Source organism: Streptomyces sp. NBC_01012 (assembly GCF_045162755.1).
Taxonomy (GTDB): Bacteria; Actinomycetota; Actinomycetes; order Streptomycetales; family Streptomycetaceae; genus Streptomyces.
In genome coordinates, this window is sequence record NZ_CP108688.1 from 3,970,551 (window position 1) to 3,991,000 (window position 20,450).

Annotated in this window: 18 protein-coding genes and 1 pseudogene; 9 read left to right on the plus strand and 10 right to left on the minus strand. The window is 71.3% G+C overall.

The window, feature by feature from the left end; translation table 11 throughout:
• The first annotated feature begins 289 nt into the window (after positions 1–289).
• On the plus strand, positions 290–1,861 hold the full coding sequence (locus OG623_RS17950; RefSeq protein ID WP_406147664.1) for a DEAD/DEAH box helicase: 1,572 nt from the start codon (positions 290–292) through the stop codon (positions 1,859–1,861).
• A 64-nt stretch (positions 1,862–1,925) separates the two neighbouring features.
• The gene (locus tag OG623_RS17955) at positions 1,926–2,237 is read left to right on the plus strand and encodes an SCO5918 family protein (RefSeq protein WP_406147666.1); all 312 of its coding nucleotides are present in this window, start codon (positions 1,926–1,928) and stop codon (positions 2,235–2,237) included.
• A gap of 40 nt (positions 2,238–2,277) precedes the next feature.
• Here the strand turns inward: OG623_RS17955 and OG623_RS17960 are convergent, their stop codons facing one another.
• Positions 2,278–3,387: an acyltransferase family protein gene (locus OG623_RS17960; protein ID WP_406147668.1), complete on the minus strand. Its 1,110-nt coding sequence runs from the start codon at positions 3,385–3,387 to the stop codon at positions 2,278–2,280.
• A gap of 9 nt (positions 3,388–3,396) precedes the next feature.
• Positions 3,397–4,305: a zinc-binding alcohol dehydrogenase family protein gene (locus tag OG623_RS17965; RefSeq protein WP_406147669.1), complete on the minus strand. Its 909-nt coding sequence runs from the start codon at positions 4,303–4,305 to the stop codon at positions 3,397–3,399.
• Between the two features lie 152 nt (positions 4,306–4,457).
• Between OG623_RS17965 and OG623_RS17970 the strand changes: the two genes are divergently transcribed.
• The gene (locus tag OG623_RS17970) at positions 4,458–5,222 is read left to right on the plus strand and encodes an SDR family NAD(P)-dependent oxidoreductase (RefSeq protein ID WP_406147671.1); all 765 of its coding nucleotides are present in this window, start codon (positions 4,458–4,460) and stop codon (positions 5,220–5,222) included.
• On the opposite strand, the gene OG623_RS17975 is transcribed toward OG623_RS17970, so the two are convergent.
• Positions 5,212–6,162 (minus strand): ScbA/BarX family gamma-butyrolactone biosynthesis protein, encoded by a 951-nt coding sequence (locus tag OG623_RS17975; RefSeq protein ID WP_406147673.1) that lies wholly within the window; start codon positions 6,160–6,162, stop codon positions 5,212–5,214. The two genes, OG623_RS17970 and OG623_RS17975, sit on opposite strands and share 11 nt — an antisense overlap.
• 91 nt (positions 6,163–6,253) lie before the next feature.
• Here OG623_RS17975 and OG623_RS17980 point away from each other — a divergent pair, with 91 nt between their 5' ends.
• The 5 genes from OG623_RS17980 (at position 6,254) to OG623_RS18000 (ending at position 12,112) form a co-directional block, all read left to right on the plus strand.
• Positions 6,254–6,898 carry a ScbR family autoregulator-binding transcription factor gene (locus OG623_RS17980; RefSeq protein WP_406147675.1) on the plus strand — a complete coding sequence of 215 codons (645 nt, stop codon included), beginning with the start codon at positions 6,254–6,256 and terminating at the stop codon, positions 6,896–6,898.
• Between the two features lie 94 nt (positions 6,899–6,992).
• Positions 6,993–7,727: a peptidoglycan recognition protein gene (locus OG623_RS17985; protein ID WP_406147677.1), complete on the plus strand. Its 735-nt coding sequence runs from the start codon at positions 6,993–6,995 to the stop codon at positions 7,725–7,727.
• 218 nt (positions 7,728–7,945) lie between these two features.
• Positions 7,946–8,776 carry a transglycosylase family protein gene (locus tag OG623_RS17990; RefSeq protein WP_406147678.1) on the plus strand — a complete coding sequence of 277 codons (831 nt, stop codon included), beginning with the start codon at positions 7,946–7,948 and terminating at the stop codon, positions 8,774–8,776.
• Positions 8,777–8,894: 118 nt separating this feature from the next.
• Complete coding sequence (locus OG623_RS17995) at positions 8,895–9,656, plus strand: HAD-IA family hydrolase (RefSeq protein ID WP_406147680.1); 762 nt, start codon at positions 8,895–8,897, stop codon at positions 9,654–9,656.
• On the plus strand, positions 9,656–12,112 hold the full coding sequence (locus tag OG623_RS18000; RefSeq protein WP_406147681.1) for a glycoside hydrolase family 65 protein: 2,457 nt from the start codon (positions 9,656–9,658) through the stop codon (positions 12,110–12,112). The genes OG623_RS17995 and OG623_RS18000 overlap by 1 nt, the downstream gene beginning before the upstream one ends.
• 43 nt (positions 12,113–12,155) lie before the next feature.
• On the opposite strand, the pseudogene OG623_RS18005 reads toward OG623_RS18000, so the two are convergent.
• The 4 genes and pseudogenes from OG623_RS18005 to OG623_RS18020 form a co-directional block, all read right to left on the minus strand.
• Positions 12,156–12,855 (minus strand): annotated as a pseudogene (locus OG623_RS18005) (class E sortase).
• Positions 12,856–12,938: 83 nt separating this feature from the next.
• Positions 12,939–14,603: an ABC-F family ATP-binding cassette domain-containing protein gene (locus OG623_RS18010; protein WP_406147683.1), complete on the minus strand. Its 1,665-nt coding sequence runs from the start codon at positions 14,601–14,603 to the stop codon at positions 12,939–12,941.
• Between the two features lie 311 nt (positions 14,604–14,914).
• Positions 14,915–15,637 (minus strand): hypothetical protein, encoded by a 723-nt coding sequence (locus OG623_RS18015; protein ID WP_406147684.1) that lies wholly within the window; start codon positions 15,635–15,637, stop codon positions 14,915–14,917.
• Between the two features lie 21 nt (positions 15,638–15,658).
• Positions 15,659–17,098, minus strand: a complete 1,440-nt coding sequence (locus OG623_RS18020; RefSeq protein WP_406147686.1) for an MDR family MFS transporter — start codon at positions 17,096–17,098, stop codon at positions 15,659–15,661.
• 69 nt (positions 17,099–17,167) lie between these two features.
• On the opposite strand from OG623_RS18020, the gene OG623_RS18025 reads away from it, so the two are divergent.
• Positions 17,168–17,878, plus strand: a complete 711-nt coding sequence (locus OG623_RS18025) for a TetR/AcrR family transcriptional regulator (RefSeq protein WP_406147688.1) — start codon at positions 17,168–17,170, stop codon at positions 17,876–17,878.
• 168 nt (positions 17,879–18,046) lie between these two features.
• Here the strand turns inward: OG623_RS18025 and OG623_RS18030 are convergent, their stop codons facing one another.
• The 3 genes from OG623_RS18030 to OG623_RS18040 all read right to left on the minus strand — a co-directional run bounded on the left by OG623_RS18030 (position 18,047) and on the right by OG623_RS18040 (position 20,283).
• Positions 18,047–18,808, minus strand: a complete 762-nt coding sequence (locus OG623_RS18030; protein WP_406147690.1) for an SDR family NAD(P)-dependent oxidoreductase — start codon at positions 18,806–18,808, stop codon at positions 18,047–18,049.
• Positions 18,809–18,895: 87 nt separating this feature from the next.
• Complete coding sequence (locus OG623_RS18035) at positions 18,896–19,480, minus strand: TetR/AcrR family transcriptional regulator (RefSeq protein WP_406147692.1); 585 nt, start codon at positions 19,478–19,480, stop codon at positions 18,896–18,898.
• 50 nt (positions 19,481–19,530) lie between these two features.
• Positions 19,531–20,283 (minus strand): DUF1838 family protein, encoded by a 753-nt coding sequence (locus tag OG623_RS18040; RefSeq protein ID WP_406147693.1) that lies wholly within the window; start codon positions 20,281–20,283, stop codon positions 19,531–19,533.
• Positions 20,284–20,450 lie beyond the last annotated feature (167 nt).

Below are 20,450 nucleotides of genomic sequence, written 5' to 3' on the forward strand. Positions count from 1 at the left end.
GCGTAGCTGGGGCCCGCACCTTGGGGTGCGGGCCCCAGCTCGTTGCGTTTTCCCGGCTGCCGCCGAGGCCGTCGCGTCCGCGAAGTAATTCGCCGGCGTGTACGAGCATGATGGTGCGCCGCTCATATGCAGTCATATGGAGTGCCGAATCACGCTGGTTCATCCGGCGGACGGACTTCGTTCTTTTTTATTTCACCGGCTCGTTCTTGCGATTCTTGGCGCCGTACATGGCTGCAGCCGCCCGGAAAGAATCCCTCGATACGTGCCAATTCGAGGGAAGGGTTCTCCGTTGAACCGCGATCGCACAGCTCGCACGAACGACCGATTTTCCAGGACGCGCTCAGGCGGGTCGGCAGGCAGTCGTACCGCCAACGGTTTCCGCTCGGCGGGGTCCGGCCGGCAGGGCGCTCCTGGTTCGCAGGGCCGCTCCGGCGGCGGACCGAAGCGCTCCGGTGGCTACGGCCGCCGGTCCTCCTCCGTCACGGGTGAGTTCGCCCTGCCGGTGACCATCACCCCCGCGCTCCCCGCAGCCGAGTCCTTCGCCGAGCTGGACATGCCGGCGCCCCTGCTGACGGCGCTGGCCTCCGAAGGCATGTCGGTGCCGTTCCCGATCCAGGGCGCGACGCTGCCGAACTCGCTGGCCGGACGGGACGTCCTGGGCCGTGGCCGCACCGGATCGGGCAAGACGCTCGCCTTCGGCCTGGCGCTGCTGGCCCGCACCGCGGGCAACCGCGCCGACGCGCGCCGCCCCCTGGCCCTGGTCCTCGTCCCCACCCGGGAACTGGCCCAGCAGGTCACCGACGCGCTCACCCCCTACGCCAGGTCCCTCAGGCTCCGGCTGGCCACGGTCGTCGGCGGCATGTCGATCGGCCGCCAGGCCAGCGCGCTGCGCGGCGGCGCCGAAGTCGTGGTCGCCACCCCGGGCCGGCTCAAGGACCTCATCGAGCGCGGCGACTGCAAGCTCGACCGTGTCGCCGTCACCGTCCTCGACGAGGCCGACCAGATGGCGGACATGGGCTTCATGCCCCAGGTCACGGAGCTGCTGGACCAGGTGAACGCCGACGGTCAGCGGATGCTGTTCTCGGCCACCCTGGACCGCAACGTGGACCTGCTGGTCCGCCGCTATCTGCACGACCCGGTCGTCCACTCGGTGGACCCCGCGGCCGGTGCGGTGACGACGATGGAACACCACGTGCTCTACGTCCAGGGCGCCGACAAGTACGCGACGACCACGGAGATCGCCGCCCGTGAGGGCCGGGTGATCATGTTCCTCGACACCAAGCACGCGGTGGACAAGCTCACCGATCACCTGCTGCACAGCGGTGTACGGGCGGCCGCGCTGCACGGCGGCAAGTCGCAGCCGCAGCGCACCCGCACCCTGGACCGGTTCAAGACCGGTCATGTCACGGTGCTGGTCGCCACGAACGTCGCGGCCCGTGGCATCCACGTCGACAACCTCGACCTGGTCGTCAACGTGGACCCGCCCAGCGACCACAAGGACTACCTGCACCGTGGCGGGCGTACCGCGCGCGCCGGGGAGTCCGGCAGCGTCGTCACGCTCGTGCTGCCCAACCAGCGCCGCGACATGACCCGGCTGATGGCCGACGCCGGCATCACCCCGCAGGTCGCCCAGGTCCGCTCCGGCGAGGCCGAGCTCAGCCGCATCACCGGTGCCCAGGCGCCGTCGGGCGTGCCGGTCACGATCAGCTCACCGGTGTCGGAGCGCGGCAAGGGCAGCGGTTCCGGTCCCCGTGGCCGCCGCGGCGCGCGTCCCGGCCAGGGGCGCCGCTCCAACGCCAACACGCCGACCCCGCAGGCGCGTGCGGCGTCGGCGCAGCGCCGGGCCAACAAGGCCGCGTAGTCATCCGGCCGGGAGCCCGGCCGACCCCGTCCGGCTTTCTCCATGACCATCCTGTTGAGGAACCATGCGCTGTGTCATCGCCCGCTTCCCCTTCGACCTCTTCAAGAACGAGGTGGAGGACCTGATGAAGGGCGTCAAGCCCGAGCCCGTCACGGGTGACGCCGTGGTCATCGGCCGCCGTGTCTATCCCGTCAAGCAGGTCGGCGAGATCATCACCCGCCAGGACCGCCGGGACTTCACCGCCGGCGAGGTGACCAGGGCGCTGGCACGTCTCGGCTTCACCTGCCGTCCCGCGGAGGTGCCCGCCCCCGCCGCGGCACCCCTCACCCCGCTGGAGAACGCGTCCGCGATGCTCGGAACGCCCGGCGAGGTCTGAGCCGCAGCACCGTCCCGCGTCACCGCACCCCCGAGGCCCATCAGGCCCGGGGGTGCGGTGCGTCCGGACCTCGGGGCGTGGGCGGCTGCGGCTTCCTGGCCCGGTCGAGCCGTGGCTCCACGACGTGACGGAACACCCGGCGCACGGGCGGGCCGCAGAGAGCTGTGACCACGGCCGCGGCGACGACGGACACCAGGATCCGGCCCAGGGGCGTGGAGACGATGTCCAGGTCGAAGAGACCGAGCTTGACCGCGCCCTTGATGACGAAGCCGTGCAGCAGATAGCCGTACAGCGTGCCCGCGCCGAGCGCGGTCATCCACAGCCTGCGGTTCGGCACCCAGGCGAGGAAGCAGGCGCTGAGCATGAGCGCGCAGCCGAACAGCAACGGCGTCACCACGGCGCCCGTCCAGGCGGGCGAGCCGAGCTGCTCGGCGCCGTACCGGCGGAAGAACCATGAGGTCGTCGTGCGCGGCACCGCCCAGTAGGCGACGGCCAGGGCCAGCAGGCAGACGGGGACGGAGGCGACGCGTACGGCCCGGCGGCGTACGAGGTCGAAGTGCTCGGGCCGCAGCTGGAGGCCCAGGACGTAGTACGGGAGGAACTGCAGCACGCGCTGGAGTTGCAGGTCCCCGCCGATGTCGCTGGTCACCGCCGCCATGGCGGCGATCACCAGGGCGAGCGCCACGGGCCACCTGACCCGCTGCCAGAAGGGGGTGGTGAGGCGCCAGAGGAACAGGGCCGGCAGGAACCACAGCAGCCAGTACGGCGTGAGCGGGCTCAGGGGGAAGTCGGGGGAGCCTGTCAGGCGCTCGAGGACGGTGTAGGCGATCTCGAAGACCACGTAGGGCACGGCGAGGCCGGTGACGAGCCTCCACACTCGGTCGGAAGTCAGCTCCAGACCGCGCGAGAGGTACCCGGCGATGATGACGAAGACCGGCATGTGGAAGGTGTAGACGAAGGTGTAGAGCGTCTCCACCAGCCGCCCGCTGCCGGGCAGGGGCTCCCAGGAGTGACCCATCGCGACGAGGACGATGGCCAGGTACTTGGCGTTGTCGAGGAACGGGTCGCGGCCGGACCGGTACCGCGCGGCGTCGGGTGTTCCGGCGTCGGAGCCCGCAGGTGCCGGAGCCTGTGAGGTCTGGGGGCGCATCGAGCCACCCTAGGGCGTGAGGATCAGCTTTCCCGTGGTCCGGCGTGCGAGCAGGTCCTCGTGGGCGCGCCGGGCGTCGGCGAGCGGGTAGCTGCCGCCGGCCACGGGCCTGAGGCGGCCGTCGGCGACCAGGGCGAAGAGCTCCTTCAGCGGGCCGCTGACCCCGCCCGGGGCCGCGAGGGCGGGGCGCAGCCAGAATCCGACGACAGAGGCGTTGAGACGGCCCAGCCGGGCCGGGTCGACGGGGGTGAAGCCGCCGCGGGCCGCGTTGCCGTAGGTCACGAGCCGGCCGAAGGACGCCAGACTGTCCAGGGCCTGGTCGAAGAGGTCACCGCCCACGGCGTCCAGGACGACGTCCGCCTTCTCCGCGAGGGGATAGGTGATCACGTCGTCCGCACCGAGGTCCAGGACGAGCCGCTCCTTCTCCCGGGTGGAGACCTGGGCGAGCACCCGGCCCGCCCCGAACTCCCGGGCCAGCTGGACCGCGAGGCTGCCGACGCCGCCCGCGGCCGCATGTACGACGACGCTCTCGCCGGAGCGCAGCCGTGCCGCGGACCGCAGCAGATGCCAGGCCGTCAGGCCCTGCATCATGAGGGCGAGTGCCTGGGCTGCGCCGAGCTCCTCGGGAATCTCCCGGATGCCGGACTCCTTGGCGGTGACCTGCTCCGCGTATCCGTGCGAGACCCGTGCCAGCACCCGCCGGCCGTCCGGGGTGCGGCCCACGACCTCGCTGCCGGGGACGTACGGCAGGGCGTCGGCGCTCAGATAGGAGCCGTCCACCTGGTGGGTGTCCGCGAAATTCACCCCTGCGGCCTCGACGGTGAGGAGCACCTCCCCGGGGCCGGGCACCGGAGGGGGCAGCTCCACGGGCCGGAGCACATCAGGGCCACCGAAGCGGTCGAACTGGATCGCGAGCATGCCGCACAGTATCGCGGGGTCCACCGGGTGGTCAGGAGGCCCCGCACCCCCCATCGCGACGACGGACGGAACGGCGCGAGAGGCAAAGGAGAAACAGGACATTCAGTCGGTTATGGTCACGACCCTTGGGGGGAGCCTGCCAGAATGCGGGCATGAGCGATCTTCTGCACGACAGAGTCGTCCTGATCACCGGGGCGAGCAGCGGTATCGGCGCGGCGGCGGCGCGGGTGTTCTCCGAGGAAGGCGCGACGGTCGTCCTGGCCGCGCGCCGGGAGGACAGGCTGGCCGCGCTGACGGCCGAGTTGAAGGGCAAGGGGGCCCAGGCCTCGTACGTCGTCTGTGATGTCACGGTGCCGGAGGACGCCGCCCGTGCCGTCGGCTTCACCGTCGACACCTACGGCCGGCTGGACTCGGCGTTCAACAACGCGGGGCTCGGCGGCGACCGAACTCCCCTGCACCTCATGGGAGATGACGTCTACGACGCGGTCATGGACGCCAATGTGCGCGGCGTCTGGAACTGCCTGCGCCCCGAGATCGCGGCCATGTTGGAGAATCCCGGAACCTGCTCCATCGTGAACAACAGCAGTGTGGGCGGGCTCGTCGCCATACCGGCGGCCGCGCCCTACCTGGCGGCCAAGCACGCCGTCGTCGGACTCACCAGGGCCGCAGCCGACGAGTACGCCCAACAGGGCATCAGAGTCAACGCGGTGGCGCCCGGCACCACGCGCAGCGAGATCACGGCCGACTGGTTCGGGCGTAACCCCGGCCTCGAGGAGATGGTCAACAGCATGACGCCGCAAGGGCGTACGGCCGAGCCCGAGGAGATAGCCAACGCGGCAGCCTGGCTGCTCAGCGACCGCTGCCCCTTCCTCACCGGCACGGTCATGCCGGTGGACGGCGGCTTCGTCAACCAGTGAGACCCGGGAGGTCCTGGCCGCAGGGCCCGCTCAACCGGCTCCGGAAGGCGGTGTTCCCGTCCTGCGTCGCGGTGACCAGGACGGAGGCCTCTCCGGGGCCGGCCGGCAGGATCTCCGCCTCGACCCAGCAGGGGCGGTCGAGTTCGGTGTACCGCTCGAACGTGCTGGTGACGGTGGTCGCTTCGAAGGGCGCGGGGTACACGGCGGCGCGCGCGGCCTGGTCCGCGGCTTCCATCAGCGCGAGCCCCGGGACATGGTCGACGGGGTGGTCGTACAGCACGACGTTGTCCACGTCGTTGCGCAACTGCCAGTGAAGGGCGTGCTTTCCGGCGGCCAGCACCACGTCGGCCGGGGTGTGCCGGCCGACGGTGCGGGGGTCGACCGGGGCGGGCAGCGGCCACGAGTTCCACTCGAAGGCGAGGTGTTCGCCGCGAAGGCGCTGGTAGACGCGCGTGGAGAGCCAGCCGAACTCGGAGTCCGCGCGGGCCGTCAGGTCGCCGTCCCGGAGGATGCGGAACTCCATGTCGAGCGAACTGACCTTCTTGCCACGCTTCTTGGCGTTCTTGACCGTGACCTCGACGGTGAAGTCGCAGGGCAGCCCGGGGGGTACCTCGAATCCAGGTGTGACGGTGAGGTCGAAGTAGTTCAGCAGGGTGTGATCGTCGAGTGGTGCCCCGTACGCCGCGTGCGCGATGACCAACCCGCTCTGCCGGACGGTCTGTGTGAGCATCCGCGGGTCGTAGGAGAGGCCGGAGCCGGGGGCGGGCCACTTCGCGGACAGCGAGAACTCGCCATCTTCCGTGCGCCGCCAGGAGGTGAGGAGGACCATGTCGGAACGTCCCAGGTGGACGTACTCCTTGCGGATGCTGTCCGGCTCCTCGAACGCGGAGGGCTGCGAGCACGGAACAGCGGGTATGTCGGGCACAGCCCTCCTGGACATGGCGCAAAATGGTCATTACGGCGCTGATATGATACCGGTTCACCGGTACTTTTTGAAGTAGCGTCATGCAACGTTCAAAGGGAGGCGCGAGTTGGCACGACAGCAACGGGCGATCCGCACGCGCCGAATCTTCCTCCAGGCTGCCGCGGAGGTCTTCGACGAGCATGGCTACGACGCCGCCACCATCGCCGCGATCCTCGACCGGGCCGGCCTCACACGGGGCGCCCTCTACTTCCACTTCACGTCGAAGGAGGAGCTGGCCCGTGGTGTCCTCCAGGAGGCGGTGACCTCGGACGGGGTCACCCCGCAGACCTTCAAGCTGCAGGAGTGGGTGGACATGGCGCTCCTGCTCGCCTACCGGCTGCCACGGGAACCCCTGCTCAGCGCCTCGATCCGGCTGTCCGTCGACCCGCGTGCGCGGGGGCTCTTCGGCACCCGCTGGCCGGACTGGATCGCCATAGGCACGGAGATGCTGACCGAGGCGAAGGAGCGCGGCGAGCTCCTTCCGCATGTCGACCCGGAGTCCACGTCCCGGCTGGTCGTCGGAGCCTGGACAGGGGTCCAGCTGGTGACGGAGTCCATGGCCGAGCCGCCCGACCTGGTCGCCGAGATATCCGCTCTCTTCGAGCTCATCCTCCCGAACAACGCGGTCCCGGGCGTGCTGGCCAGGCTCGACACCTCCCCGCACCGCGCGGCCCGCATCGTCGAGCAGCGGCAGGCGGTCCCCGTCCCCTGACGGCGCGGCCCGCACCCTGGGCCGCGCGGTCGCGGGTCACCCGATCGGGTGCGGGTCGCCTGCGACGCCGCTGGTCAGCGCGCATGGTGGCCCTATGTGGCTTCGCCGAACCGCAGTGTGCGCCATGGTCGTGCCGCTGGCGTTCCTGGTACTCCGGGACGCTCCGGTACGGCTTGCCGCGCCCGACCCGGCGACCGCGAAGCCGGCGGCGCAGTCCGGGGTCCCGCGGCCCGCGATCGTCAGCCGGGCGCAATGGCACGCGGACGAGAGCCTGGTCAAGGAGCACGCGGTGTACACGGGGACGGTGAAGGCCGTCTTCGTCCATCACACCGGTCACACCAACGGCTACGACTGCGCCGACGCCCCCAAGATGCTGCGGGCGATGGAGGAGGCGCACGTCGAGGGCGAGGGCTGGGACGACATCGGCTACAACTTCGTCGTCGACCGCTGCGGGACCATCTACGAGGGCAGGGCCGGCGGCGTCGGACGCTCCGTGCGCGGCGCCCACGCCACCGGGTTCAACGCGCACAGCGTGGGCATCGCGGCCCTCGGCACCTACGACGACGGTGTGCCGGTGCCCAAGGCGCTCATCGAGGGGATCGCGAAGGTCGGCGCGTGGAAGCTGGACCGCAGCGTCGACCCCGAAGGCATCGTGCGGATGGTCTCGACGAACGGCGACAGCCGCTACCGCCGTGGTGAGGTCGTCTACCTCCACGCGGTGGCCGGGCACCGCGACACCTATCAGACGTACTGCCCCGGCGAGGCGCTGTACGCACAACTCCCCACGATCCGGGCCGAGATGACGCGGCTGCGGAACCGGAAGCGGTAGGCCGGGACGCCCGGAGCGCGGGGTGGGGGTGGATGGTGCTCCACGGGCGGCGGTGGCGCCGGCGAGCGCCCGGAAGGCCGGATCGGCGGAGCGCGAGGCCGACCACCCGAGTGAATGTGGGGGCGTCGGACGCGTCAAAGCCCCTTGAAAAGATTATCGGCGGCTTATCTGTTCGTGCCCTTGCACACCTTCTGGAGCACAGCGGAGGAAATACCGTCATGCCGGCATCACCCCTCGCAAAGCGGCCCGTCGAATCGGTGCTCGCCCTTCTGCTCGTCCTCCTGAGCGTGCTCGGTCTCGCGGGCCGCAGTGTCGCGGACGCCCCCGCGAAGTCCCCGGCCCAGGCCCCGGTCCAGGCCGCACCGGCCCAGGTCGCCCCCGCCCGGGCCGTCATCGCGCCGACCGTCACCGCGCCGACGGTCACGGCCGGTACGGACTGGGACCGCATCGCCCAGTGCGAGAGCAGCGGCCGCTGGGACACCAACACCGGCAACGGCTACCACGGTGGCCTCCAGTTCTCCCCCTCCACCTGGCAGGCGTACGGAGGCGGGAAGTACGCACCGCGCGCCGACCTCGCCACGAAGTCCGAGCAGATCGCCGTCGGTGAACGCGTCGCCCGGTCGCAGGGCATGGGCGCCTGGCCCACCTGTGGACGCCTCGGTGCGAGCGGAACGTCGAGCTCCTCGTCCAGCGGTGGCAGCAGTGCCGCCGGAGTCGACGGAAGTGACTCGGCACAGGCGGCCCCCGAGCGCCAGTCGACCGGCAGTTCGAACAGTGGATCGTCCGGCAGCGCGTCCTCCGGAAGCACGGCGGGCAGCACGGAGGACAGCGACCACAGCACCGCCGGTGACAGCGGCGTGAAGCACTACTCCGAGGACCTTGTCGAGGAGGAGTCGTACGTCGTCGAGCCGGGCGACTGCCTGTCGACGATCGCCGAGCGCGCGGACGTGTCCGGTGGCTGGACCGCCCTGTACGAGCTGAACCGCGAGGTCCTCGACCACGGACCGCACCTGATCTTCCCCGGTCAGCGCCTCCAGCTGGACGCCTGAGCATGAGGACCACGGTGGTTCGACGGCCCGTCGCCACCGGGACGTCCTCAGGGAGCAGCCGGCGCACGGCGTCGAGCCCAGGGACCACGGAGGCTCATCGACGAAGGGACCACCGGCCATGGCACGTGGACCGTCACCGGCCGCAGTCCTGCTGTCCGTGCACGCCGTCGTCTTCGACACGGACGGTGTGATCACCGACTCCGCTCCGGCGCACGCCGCCGCGTGGAAGGAGGCGTTCGATGCCTGCCTGGCCGAGCACGAGGGGCAGCGGCCCTTCGACGAGGCGGACGACTACCGGCGCTACGTCGACGGCAAGGCACGCAGGGACGGTGCCGCCGCGTTCCTCTCGTCCAGAGGCCTCGACCTCCCCGACGGCAGTCCCGATGACCCACCGGGCACCGACACGGTGTGGGCCGTGGCCGCCGTCAAGGACGAGGCGTTCACCCGGAGTCTGCGCACCCACCCGGTCACGGTCTGGCCGGGGACGGTCCGTCTCCTGCACGTGCTGCACGACGCACGTGTCCCGATCGCCGCGGCGTCGGCGTCCCGGCACGCGAGCGAACTGCTGGCAGGGGCAGGTCTCCTGGACCTGTTCACGGCCGTGGTCGACGGCAACGAGGCGCGCCGCCTCGAGCTGCCGGGCAAGCCGGACCCCGCCCTGTTCACCGAGGCGGTGGGGCGGATGGGAGTCCCGGCCGGGGACGCCGCCGTCGTGGAGGACGCGCTCGCCGGGGTGGAAGCGGGCCGGCGGGGCGGCTTCGGACTCGTCGTCGGGGTGGACCGGACGGACACCTCCCGGGGCGCCTCCGACCTGCGGCGCCACGGCGCGGACCTCGTGGTGGCCGATCCGGGGGACCTGCTGATCAACGGGGAGGACTGATGGCACGCGGCTGGGTATGGGGGTACGAGGGGTACGAACCGAAGGAGGAGCGGCTGCGCGAGGCGCTGTGCACCCTGGGCAACGGCTACTTCGCCACCCGGGGGGCCGCACCCGAGACACCCGCGGGCGAGACGCACTACCCGGGTACGTATGTGGCGGGCTGCTACAACCGGCTGATCTCCTCCGTCCAGGGACGCCAGGTCGAGAACGAGGACATGGTCAACCTCCCGAACTGGCTGCCGCTGCGCTACCGCATCCGCCCCGCCGGCGCCCGCCCAGGACCCTGGCTGACCCCTGACCACACGCACCTCGTGGAGCACCGGCAGTCGCTCGATCTGCGCGGCGGGACCCTGACCCGGCGTTCGGTGTACGAGGACGGGTCGGGCCGCAGGCTGACGGTGGAGCAGGAGCGCCTGGTGCACATGGGCGACCCGCATCTCGCGGCGCTGCACACGGTGTTCGGTGCGGAGGGCTGGTCGGGCGAGCTGGAGGTGGAGGCCGGGATCGACGGCGACATCCGTAACAACGGTGTCGCGCGCTACAGCGAACTGGCCGACCGCCACCTCGCCGGCTGGGAGACCGGCACGGAGCCCGCTTCCATGGTGTGGCTGCGCTGCCGCACGGTGGAGTCGGACATCGGCATCGCCCTGGCCGCGCGGACCGTCGCCTCCTGCGGCCCGGAGCGCAACGGCGACCACAGGGCGGAACCCGAGCAGCGGCCCCGCTCGGTCCACCAGACGCTGCTGCTCCCGATCGCCCCGGAGGCGGGTGCCGTCGTCGACAAGACGGTCGGCCTCTACACCTCCCGCGACCCGGCGATCGGCAGTCCGCTGCGGGCCGCGGTCTCGGCGGTCGGTGACGCCCCGGTGTACGCCAGGCTGCGGGCCTCGCACCGCAAGGCCTGGGCGGATCTGTGGCAGCAGGTGAAGCTGGAGGTGCCGGGGGAGCCGGGCCACATCCTGCGGCTGCACCTCTTCCATGTGCTCCAGACGCTGTCCCCGCACACCGCGGAACTCGACGTCGGCGTACCGGCCAGAGGGCTGCACGGTGAGGCGTACCGGGGGCATGTCTTCTGGGACGAGCTGTTCGTGCTGCCCTTCCTGAATCTGCATCTGCCCGAGGTGTCCAGGGGGTTGCTCGACTACCGCCATCGGCGGCTCCCCGCGGCCTGCGCCGCCGCGCGTGCGGTGGGCAGGGAAGGGGCGATGTACCCGTGGCAGAGCGCCGACGAGGGGCGCGAGGAGACCCAGGAGGTCCATCTCAACCCCCGCTCGGGGCGCTGGCTGCCGGACCGTTCACGGCTGCAGCACCATGTCGGCTCGGCGGTGGCGTACAACGTGTGGCAGTACTGCCAGGCCACCGGCGACACGGAGTACCTCTACTCCAAGGGCGCCGAGATGATCATGCAGATCGCCCGTTTCTGGGCGGAGAGCGCCGAGTGGGACGACTCCGTCGGGCGGTACCGGATCCGGGGAGTCGTCGGGCCGGACGAATACCACGACGCCTATCCGGATTCGGACGTCGCGGGACTCGACGACAACACGTACACGAACGTCACGGCGGCCTGGGTGCTGGCCAGGGCCGGTGAGCTCTGCCGCGCGCTGCCGCCCAGCCGGTGCCGTCAGCTCCTCGAACTGATCCGGCTCGACCCGGCGGAGCTCGACCGCTGGGACGACATCTCCCGGCGGCTGTACGTGCCCCACCACCGGGGCGTCATCAGCCAGTTCGCCGGTTACGGGGACCTGGAGGAGCTGGACTGGGCCGGCTACCGGCAGCGGTACGGGGACATCCGGCGTCTGGACCGGATCCTGGAGGCGGAGGGCGACACCGCGAACCGCTACCAGGCGTCCAAGCAGGCCGATGTGCTGATGCTCGGCTACCTGTTCTCCCCCAAGGAACTCGCCGCGCTGTTCCGGCGGCTCGGCCACCCGCTCGACGACGAGGCCTGGCGGACCACCGTCGACTACTACGTGGGCCGCACGAGCCACGGCTCCACTCTCAGCTCCCTCGTGCACGCCTGGGTGCTGGCGCGCGTCCACCGCGACGACGCCTGGGCGTACTGCGAGGAGGCGCTGATCGGCGATGTGGCCGACATCCAGGGCGGTACGACGGAGGAGGGCATCCACCTGGGTGCGATGGCCGGCACCCTGGACTTCGTCCAGCGCGGCATGACCGGCCTCGAGACGCGCGACGACGCCCTGTGGCTCGCGCCTGCCACGCTGCCGCAGCTCTCCAAATTCCGGATGCGGCTCCGCTTCCGCCGGCACTGGGACGTGGACCTGCGCCTGCGCGCCGAGGAGTTGCGGATCGCGGTGCCGGACTCGGAGCGGCCCGGGGTGCGGGTCAGGCTGGACGGCAGCGCCTATGTCATCGAGCCCGGTACGGCGCGTTGGCTGGAGCTGCCCGAGGACGAGCTGTCCGGTGACCAGATGCCCGGTGGCCACGGCCCTCGGTGACCGCGCGCCCGGCGACGGCCCCGGTGACCGTGAGCCCGGGGGCTCATGACGGCTCGGAGGACACCAGCACGCCGATCTTGTCGATGCGGTGCTCCGGATTGTCGTGGGCGTCGCGCCAGGTGTTCCCGGCCGCGTCGTCCTCGGGGGTCGCGCAGGTGGAGAGGGTGATCATCGCCCGGGTCGGTTTCCTGCCGGGTTCGCCCGGCACATCGGCCCGCTGCTCGGCGAGGGAGCGCTCGGACCTGAAGGACGTCCGGCGGGTTTCGGTGATCCTGTACTCGTACACCGTGCTGCCCTCCTCGACCAGGACCTTGTCGCCCTTGTCCAGGTCCGGCAGCTCGCGGAGCGGGCCCCCGGCGACGATCCGGTGGGCCGTCACGAGGTAGTTCCCGACCTTGCCGGGCCCGACCCCGCCGTCCTCGCCGTACGGGCTCGCGGCCTCACCGCGGTCCTGGATCCGGGTCCCGGGCCCGTCGTCCGTCGTCCGTCGTGCCCTTGTACGGGACCACGCGCAGGTCCTTCACGTCGATCGCCGGGAGGGTGAGCTCAGCGGTCGCGGTGCGTGGGTCGGTGCGGCCCGCCGGTGGTCCGGCGGTCGCCACCGCCGCCGGACCACCGGCGGCCAGCAGGACGACCGCCGCGACCGTCAGGGCCCGGGGGACGCGGCTCCGGTGGACGCCTCGCCGGGCATTGTCCCGGCAATCGCTTCGGGAACCGCTTCGGAATCCATGGGAAAGGTGCATGGCGGGGTCCGGATCAGTAGCCGGTGGTGGTGCCTGGGGCGGGCCCCTGAGCGGCGGCCCGCACCCTTCCAGTACACCACCGGTCACTCGATCGCGTCGGGCGCGCCGAGCAGCTCGTGCACCTCGTCGGCGCTCAGCTCCGTGAGCTCGTCGCCCACGAGCAGCCAGCGGGTGATGCCGACCGATTCCAGGAAGGCCAGATCGTGTCCGGCGATCAGCAGCGCGCCCTCGTAGGACTCCAGGGCGCTCGTCAGCTGCCGCACGCTCGCCAGGTCCAGATTGTTGGTCGGCTCGTCCAGCATCAGCAGCTGCGGGGCCGGTGTGGCGAGCATCGTGGCCGCGAGAGCGGCGCGGAAGCGCTCGCCGCCCGAGAGCGTGCCGGCGGGCTGCTCGGCGCGAGCCCCCTTGAACAGGAAGCGGGCGAGCTGGGAGCGGATCTCGTTGTCGGTGGTCCCGGGGGCCGCGCGGGCCACGTTCGCGGCGACACTCAGCCCGTCGTCCAGGACATCGAGCCGCTGCGGCAGGAAGCGCAGCGGGACATGGGTCCTGGCCTCGCCGGACAGGGGAGCCAGCTCCCCCGTGAGGGTGCGCAGGAGCGTCGTCTTGCCCGCCCCGTTACGCCCGATGAGCGCGATGCGCTCGGGCCCCTGGACGTGGAGTTCGCCCTCGCGCAGGGTGCCGAAGCGGGGGCGGAGCCCGTGCGCGCTCAGGACCGTGCGGCCCGTCGGCACGGCGGTGTGCGGGAGCCGTACCCGGATCTCGGCATCCTCCCTGACGGCCTCCGACGCCGTGTCCAGCCGCTCCCGTGCCTCCTGGAGCCGGTCCTCGTGCAGGCCGCGGAGCTTGCCCGCCGCCTCCTGGGACGACCGCTTGTGGGCACCCGCGACGATCTTCGACGCACGCCGCTGGACGTCCATCTTCTTGTTGTGCCGCTGGCGGCGGGCGACCTTGATCTGGGCCTCCTCCAGTTCGCGCTTCTGCCGGCGTACGTCGGACTCGGCGGCCCTCACCATGCGGCCGGCCGCCTCCTGCTGGGTGGCCAGCGCCTCCTCGTAGTCCGACCAGCCGCCGCCGTACCAGCTCACCGAACCGGCGCGCAGGTCGGCGATGCGGTCCACCCGTTCCAGCAGGTCACGGTCGTGGCTGACCACGACGAGCACCCCGGAGCGCCAGGACTCGACGGCGTCGTAGAGACGGCGGCGCGCGAACACGTCGAGGTTGTTGGTCGGCTCGTCGAGCAGCAGGACGTCGGGGCGCTCCAGCAGCAGTGCGGCCAGCCGCAGCAGCACGGTCTCGCCGCCGGACAGCTGCCCCACGGTGCGGTCGAGATCCACCGCGCCGAGACCGAGGGACCCCAGGGTCGCCAGGGCGCGCTCCTCGACGTCCCAGTCGTCGCCGACGGTCTCGAAGTGCGCGTCGGCGACGTCGCCCGCCTCGATCGCGCGCAGCGCCGTACGCCGCTCGGTGATGCCGAGGGCGTCCTCGACGCGGAGATCCGTGTCGAGGGTGAGGTTCTGCGGGAGGTGGGCGAGATGTCCGCCGGCGGTCACCGAGCCGGCGGAGGGCTTCAGCCGGCCGGCCAGCAGCCGCAGCAGGGTGGACTTGCCCGAGCCGTTGGTCCCGACGAGTCCGGTACGGCCCCGGCCGAAGCTGAGGGACAGCGCGTCGAAGACCTCCGTGCCGTCCGGCCACCGGAAGGACAGGGCGGAGCAGCTCAGGGAGGCGGCGGGAGTGAGGGGATGGGACATGTGGTCCTCGCAGTCGCAAGCGTGTGAACAGGGGCTTCGTGTGCGAGCACCACGCGGCGACCGGCCGGGAGAAGACGGGGTGCGGTCCGCCGGACATCCGGGGGACGGCTCAGGCACCGAGGTCGCATGCACGCGGTGGGTCACGGGGCGGCAGGAAAGCCGACGGAGCGTGACGGGGCCCGGCAGGGGCCGTACCGCGCGATGATCGCGGACCTCAGATGCGCAACGTCCACCTCTATCGGAGACAACAGGACACGAAAACTGTACACCGATGCCTTCCACGGGCCGGTGCTGTGCTGCGGACAACACACCTAGAGCCCCTCCTTGCCGGTGGCCCAGTACGGCCTGGTGGTGATGGCGCGGCGCGACAGGATCCGGCTGTCGATCAGCGCGCTCCGCTGACGCTGGACGGACCGGGCGTGCCCCAGGAGCAGGGCACCGTCGAGGTCGGTGAACGCACCGTCGGCGATGGCGCGTTCGAGCCAGGACTGGAGCGCGTCCCCCGGCGCTCCGTCTGCGGGCAGGAAGCGGTAGCGCGGCCAGCGGCCGGCGAGGGCCGCGACGGCGTCCGCCGGGACCTCGACGGCGACGAGCGGTGCGCCGGCGCCCCACGTGTGTGCGTGTGCGTGTGCGTGGGCGTCGAGGGTGCCGAGCGCGCAGCCGTCGCCGAGATGGAGGCGACGGGTCCCGGTCTCGCGCAGCGGCCGGTGCCGACCGGCCAGCAGCGTGGTCCTGCCTCCCTTACGCAGGGCGCGGAGCCACGCGGTGCCAGGACCCGCGGCGGCGGTGGCTGCGAGGATGCCGATGTGTTCGGAATCCGGTCCGCCGACCGTCCGCACGGTGTAGCGGCGCCCCAGGGTGGGGGTGGCACGGACCTGGATCTCATGGCCCGGGTGCCAGCCGCCGGGTGGCGCGGCGGCGTGCAGCTCCAGCTCGATGAAGCCGGGGGCGGGTTCGCGTATGCCGAGGACATGAGCCGGGCGTCCCAGGGCGGATTCGACGAGCTTGCCGATGACGGCGGGTGCTTGGGGCACGGCGGTCTCCCACTCTCCAACTCAGGACGAGCCGACGGGCTCGGCCCGCTTCTGTGACGGGACGAGGAAGGCGAGAAGGAGGGAGACGGAGCTCAGTCCGAAGATCCACCAGAACGTTCCGGTGAACGCCGAGAGTCCGTCCGCCGCCGTGGTGCCACCGGCGAGGAGGTTCTGGAGGATGACCGCGACGACCGCGACGCCGAAGGGCGCGCCGACCCGCTGCACGACGCTGAACGCGGCGCTGCCCCGGGGAGTTTCGTCGTGGCTCAGACCGGCCAGGGCGAGTGTCATCACCGGGAAGGTGGTGGCGGCGAAGCCGATTCCCTGGGCGAACTGCGCGGCCAGCAACAGGGGCGTGCCGCCCTGTGCGTCCGCGAGGGCGAAGGGCACGGTCCCGATCATGGTCAGCACCACGCCGGCGGCTATGACGAAGCGGCCGTCGAACCGGGCCGCGAAGGTGCGCAGGGCCACGACGAAGAACATCGTGCCCAGTCCCTGCGGGATGAGGAGCAGGCCCGTGTGCAACACCGTCTCGCCCCGCACCTGTTGGTAGAAGAGGGGCAGCAGGAACGACAGGGCGTACGTCGAGAACCCGCCCGCGAACGTGATGACGCTTCCCAGGCCGAAGCTGCGCCGCGCGAACATGCGCACATCGATGAGGGCGGAACCACGGGCGCGCAGGGAGTGGGCCGTGAACGCGGCGAGGAGCGCGGCACCCAGGGCGAGCGGAACCCAGGCGCCGGCGGCCGCGAAGCCGTCCTTGCCGGAGACCTCACTGACGCCGAAGGCGACGGAGACGATGCCGGGCGTGAGCAGGAGGAAGCCGAGGACGTCGAGCCGGTGGCGGCGCTCCGCGGGGCTCGCGGGCAGCAGCGTCCGGCCGAGGACGAGCGCGGCGAGGCAGACCGGCACGTTCAGCAGGAACAGCCAGTGCCAGCTCAGCGACTGCACGATCGCGCCGCCGAGCACCGAGCCGAGTATCGGGCCCAGCAGGCCGGGCAGCGCGACCGCGGCTGTGGCCTTGTGGATGCGCTCAGGGCCGGCCGCCCGCGTGACGATGGAGAGCGTGATCGGCATCACCATGCCGCCGCCGATTCCCTGGATGACCCGGAAGACGATGAGGGTGGGGAGGGAGCCGGCGAGCCCGCACAGGACCGAGCCGACGAGGAAGGCGCCGACGGCGAACATCCAGGCGTTGCGCGCGCCGAAGCGCTCGGACAGCCACCCGCTCACCGGTATCACCGAGACGAACGCCAGCAGATAGCCCGTGGCGACCCATTGGGTCCGCGCGACCGAGGCGTGGAACACCGCCTGGAGGTGGTCCAGGGCGATGTTGACGATCGTCGTGTCCAGGAGCGTCGTGAACACCCCGAGCGCCATGACGAGGCTGATGAGGGTGAGCCGGCGATCGGTCAACGATGCCGGGGCCGGTGCCTGCGCGGCCGGCGGAGTCGTAGTCATGCGGGAGACACTACACCGTGCAGTGCAGTTCGTACACTGCACGGTGTAGGCTTGCCCCGGAGGTGCGGGATGAGTGCTGTCGGTGCGAAGAAGGCCGGTGAACGCGAGACCGGCGAGGGGAAGGCCGGTGAAGGGAAGGCCGGTTCGGAGAAGGCGGTGCGTGAGGGGTCCGCGGAGAAGCGGACGGCGATCCTCGCCGCCGCACGCGAGCTGTTCGTGCGCCAGGGAGTGGACCGCGTCAGCATGGACGCCATCGCGGCCAAGGCCGAGGTGTCCAAGCGCACGGTGTACGACTACTTCGGCGACAAGCGGCGCCTCTTTCTGGCCATCCTCACGGATGTGTCCCAGTCACTGCAGACCACGGTGCGCCGCTCGCTCGACGAGCACCTCCCGAAGGACGCACAGATCGCGACGGTGTCCCAACTCGAAGCGATGCTTGGCGCGTTGGCGATCGACCTCGGCTCGACGATCGTCGGCTCCGCGGATTACGCGGCCGGGTTCGCCCTCGTCGCCCAGGAGCGTCTGCGCACGCCCACGACCGAGGACGACATCGTGACGACGGGGGTGGAGGAGGCGTTCGCGGAGCGCCTCGCCCACTTCGCGGACGCCGGACTCCTGGACACGGACAACCCGCGCCTGGCCGCCGACCACTTCTTCGCCCTGACCGTCCTGCTCGCCTACGACCGCCAGCCGGTCCCGGCCAACCCCCACCCCGGCCAGGTCCGCCAGACCATGATCGACGGAGCCCACGCCTTCATCCGCGCGTACGGCGCGCGTTGACTCCCGTGTACGCAGGAGGCCGGCTCTACGGACCCGCGGCTGCTTCGATGTCGATGTGACCGGTGTCCTGGTCGAGGAAGACGGCCAGGGCCTCGGCCCACCCGAACTCACCGCCGCGTTCGCCGAACTCGCCGCGCGCTACGCCGATGCGGCGAAAGGCGCGGGCCGTCAGGCCGATGCCCCGCTGTCCACGACCAGGTCGGTACCCACCACCGCACCGGCCGCCGGCGAGGCCAGGTAGAGCACGGCGGCAGCCACCTCCTCGGCCTCCGCGACCCGGCCGAGCGGGTTCTCCGACTTCATCCGCTCCGTACGCCCGGCCTCGGTCTCCCCCGGGCGGAGCGACATGGGAGCCGCGGAGGCGCCGGGGCTGACCGCGTTGATGCGGATGCCCTGGTGGATGTGGTCGAGGGCGGCGGCGCGGGTCAGTGCGGACACCGCGGCCTTCGAGGTGATGTACGTGGCGGAGTTCGGGACGCGCAGATGTGCGCCCAGGTTGGAGGAGATGTTGACGACGGCCCCGCCGCCGTTCTCCTTCATGTGCGCGATCTCGTGTTTCATCGCCAGCCACACGCCCGTGAGATTGGTCCGCAGGACGGTGTCCCAGTCCTCCTCGCTCACCTCCCCGACCGGAAGGCCGCCGCCCCGGAATATCCCGGCGTTGTTGACCGCGATGTCGAGTGCGCCGAAGCGGGCGACCGTCGCGTCCACGAGCGCCCCGAGCTGCCCGGAGTCGGTGACATCGGCGGTGACGGCCACTGCGGTGCCGCCGGCCGCCTCGATGCGGGCGACCGTCTCGTGCAGGGTCGCCGCTGTACGTCCCGCGACGACCACGGATGCGCCCTCGGCGGCGAAGGCGAGCGCGATCGCGCGCCCGAGTCCGGAGCCTGCGCCGGTGACGAGCACGGCCTTGCCGGTGAAGCGGTCCATTTCGACGGGTCTCCTTTGAGCGGTGAGATAATTGAACGATCGTTCCACTATCGGGATGTGCGGAAGGAGGCCCCCGGCTCCGGTGGCTCAGTCCAGCAGGGTCAGCGCCTGCTCCGCGGCGTCCCGCACCCTGGCGGTGTCGCTCGACGCCTTCCCGACGACCCTCACGCCCTGCAGCAGGACGAGCAGCATGCGCGCCAGCGCGCGCGGATCGCGGGACTCGGGCAACTCGCCCTGGGCCTGCGCCCGTACGAGTGCGGAGTGCAGCAGGGTCTCGATGTGCTCCCAGCTGACCTCGACCCGACGGGCCGCGTCGGGGTCGTGCGGAGCCAGCTCGGACGCGGTGTTGGTGATCAGGCAACCGATCGGTCCCCCGCCCGGGGAGGTGGCCTCCGAGGCGAAGCGGCGTACGACCGCGCGCACCGCCGGGAGTGCGGGGCCCGGCTGGGACAGCTCGGCCAGGAGGAGCGGATCGCGGCCCTCCGAATAGCGGTCCACGGCCTTCAGATACAGCTCGTGCTTGTTCCCGAAGGTGGCGTAGATGCTGGCGCGGCCGATGCCGAGGTGCTCCACGAGGTCGGCCATCGACGTCGCTTCGTAGCCGCGACGCCAGAACAGCTCAAGGGCTGCCTGCAACGCCGCTTCCGGATCGAATTCCTTGGTCCTGGCCACGAGACGGACCCTACGTTCATCCAGAACGATCGGTCAATAATGGCCGGTCCTCAGGGCTGCTGCGGCGGATGGAGCTTGCGGAAGTACGTCCAGCTGGTCTCGTTCGGTTCGCTCCACTTTTCCGGGGCGTGGGCGAACTCCGGGTGGTGGTCGGCGATGTAGGCGCGGGTGCGCTCGGGGACCTCGGCGTACGAGCCGAGTTTGCGGCCCCTGCAGTGGAAGGTGAGGCCGCCGGGCCGTCGGCCGCGGGCCATCCAGGGGAGCCACGGGGACATCCGGGTCCACGACATGGTGGCGGGGACGCTGGGGGCGGGGCCGGCCAGGTCGGTGCGGTCCGCGAAGAACTGGAAGAGCTCCAGAGCCTTGTAGGTGTCCCCCGCGGAGTGGACGGGGTACTCGGCGACCGGCAGCGGCGAGGGGTAGGCGAGCGGGATCTCCAGGCTGAAACAGACCTGCCCGCCGAGTTCGGTCGTCGGGACGGGGAAGGGGCGCCACTTCTGGTTCGCCGGGTCGTTCCAGATGTGCACCACCGGCAGGTCCTGCCAGCTCTCCAGGATCTCCCGGGTGGTGGGGTCCAGGTAGAACGCGGCCTCACGGGTGAGCAGTTGGTACGCGTCGGGGCCGGCCTCGGCGTCCTGGACGAGACGGGCGACATTGAGCCCTTCGAAGCCGAAGATCCGCTGGTAGGGCTCGTCAGGGGCCCAGGAGTACACATCGCCCGACCACCAGTACGTGACCTCGTCGCCGTCGAGCGAGGCGCGGGTGCGGGCGAGGGAGCGGAGCAGCTCTACGGGTGTCGTCATACGGACCACTCTGCGCGGCCGACGCCCCGGCCGGGCGGAAAACGCCGCGGACCGGGCCGAAATCGGCCGGAATGAGGCGACCTCCGAGTATGGCCGGAATCATGCCCCGCGCCTGACCCGACCCCCATCTGGCGAGCCACGTAGCCGAGTTGACGCGCGCGGAATGT

What these genes read in the sequence shown, in the direction of transcription:
- OG623_RS17985 (WP_406147677.1), top strand. Translation starts at nt 6,993, where the DNA reads ATGTGGCTTCGCCGAACCGCAGTGTGCGCCATGGTCGTGCCGCTGGCG.
- OG623_RS17975 (WP_406147673.1), bottom strand. Translation starts at nt 6,162, where the DNA reads ATGTCCAGGAGGGCTGTGCCCGACATACCCGCTGTTCCGTGCTCGCAG.
- OG623_RS17960 (WP_406147668.1), bottom strand. Translation starts at nt 3,387, where the DNA reads ATGCGCCCCCAGACCTCACAGGCTCCGGCACCTGCGGGCTCCGACGCC.
- OG623_RS18025 (WP_406147688.1), top strand. Translation starts at nt 17,168, where the DNA reads ATGAGTGCTGTCGGTGCGAAGAAGGCCGGTGAACGCGAGACCGGCGAG.
- OG623_RS17990 (WP_406147678.1), top strand. Translation starts at nt 7,946, where the DNA reads ATGCCGGCATCACCCCTCGCAAAGCGGCCCGTCGAATCGGTGCTCGCC.
- OG623_RS18010 (WP_406147683.1), bottom strand. Translation starts at nt 14,603, where the DNA reads ATGTCCCATCCCCTCACTCCCGCCGCCTCCCTGAGCTGCTCCGCCCTG.
- OG623_RS17955 (WP_406147666.1), top strand. Translation starts at nt 1,926, where the DNA reads ATGCGCTGTGTCATCGCCCGCTTCCCCTTCGACCTCTTCAAGAACGAG.
- OG623_RS17995 (WP_406147680.1), top strand. Translation starts at nt 8,895, where the DNA reads ATGGCACGTGGACCGTCACCGGCCGCAGTCCTGCTGTCCGTGCACGCC.
- OG623_RS18030 (WP_406147690.1), bottom strand. Translation starts at nt 18,808, where the DNA reads ATGGACCGCTTCACCGGCAAGGCCGTGCTCGTCACCGGCGCAGGCTCC.
- OG623_RS18000 (WP_406147681.1), top strand. Translation starts at nt 9,656, where the DNA reads ATGGCACGCGGCTGGGTATGGGGGTACGAGGGGTACGAACCGAAGGAG.
- OG623_RS18040 (WP_406147693.1), bottom strand. Translation starts at nt 20,283, where the DNA reads ATGACGACACCCGTAGAGCTGCTCCGCTCCCTCGCCCGCACCCGCGCC.
- OG623_RS17970 (WP_406147671.1), top strand. Translation starts at nt 4,458, where the DNA reads ATGAGCGATCTTCTGCACGACAGAGTCGTCCTGATCACCGGGGCGAGC.
- OG623_RS17965 (WP_406147669.1), bottom strand. Translation starts at nt 4,305, where the DNA reads ATGCTCGCGATCCAGTTCGACCGCTTCGGTGGCCCTGATGTGCTCCGG.
- OG623_RS18020 (WP_406147686.1), bottom strand. Translation starts at nt 17,098, where the DNA reads ATGACTACGACTCCGCCGGCCGCGCAGGCACCGGCCCCGGCATCGTTG.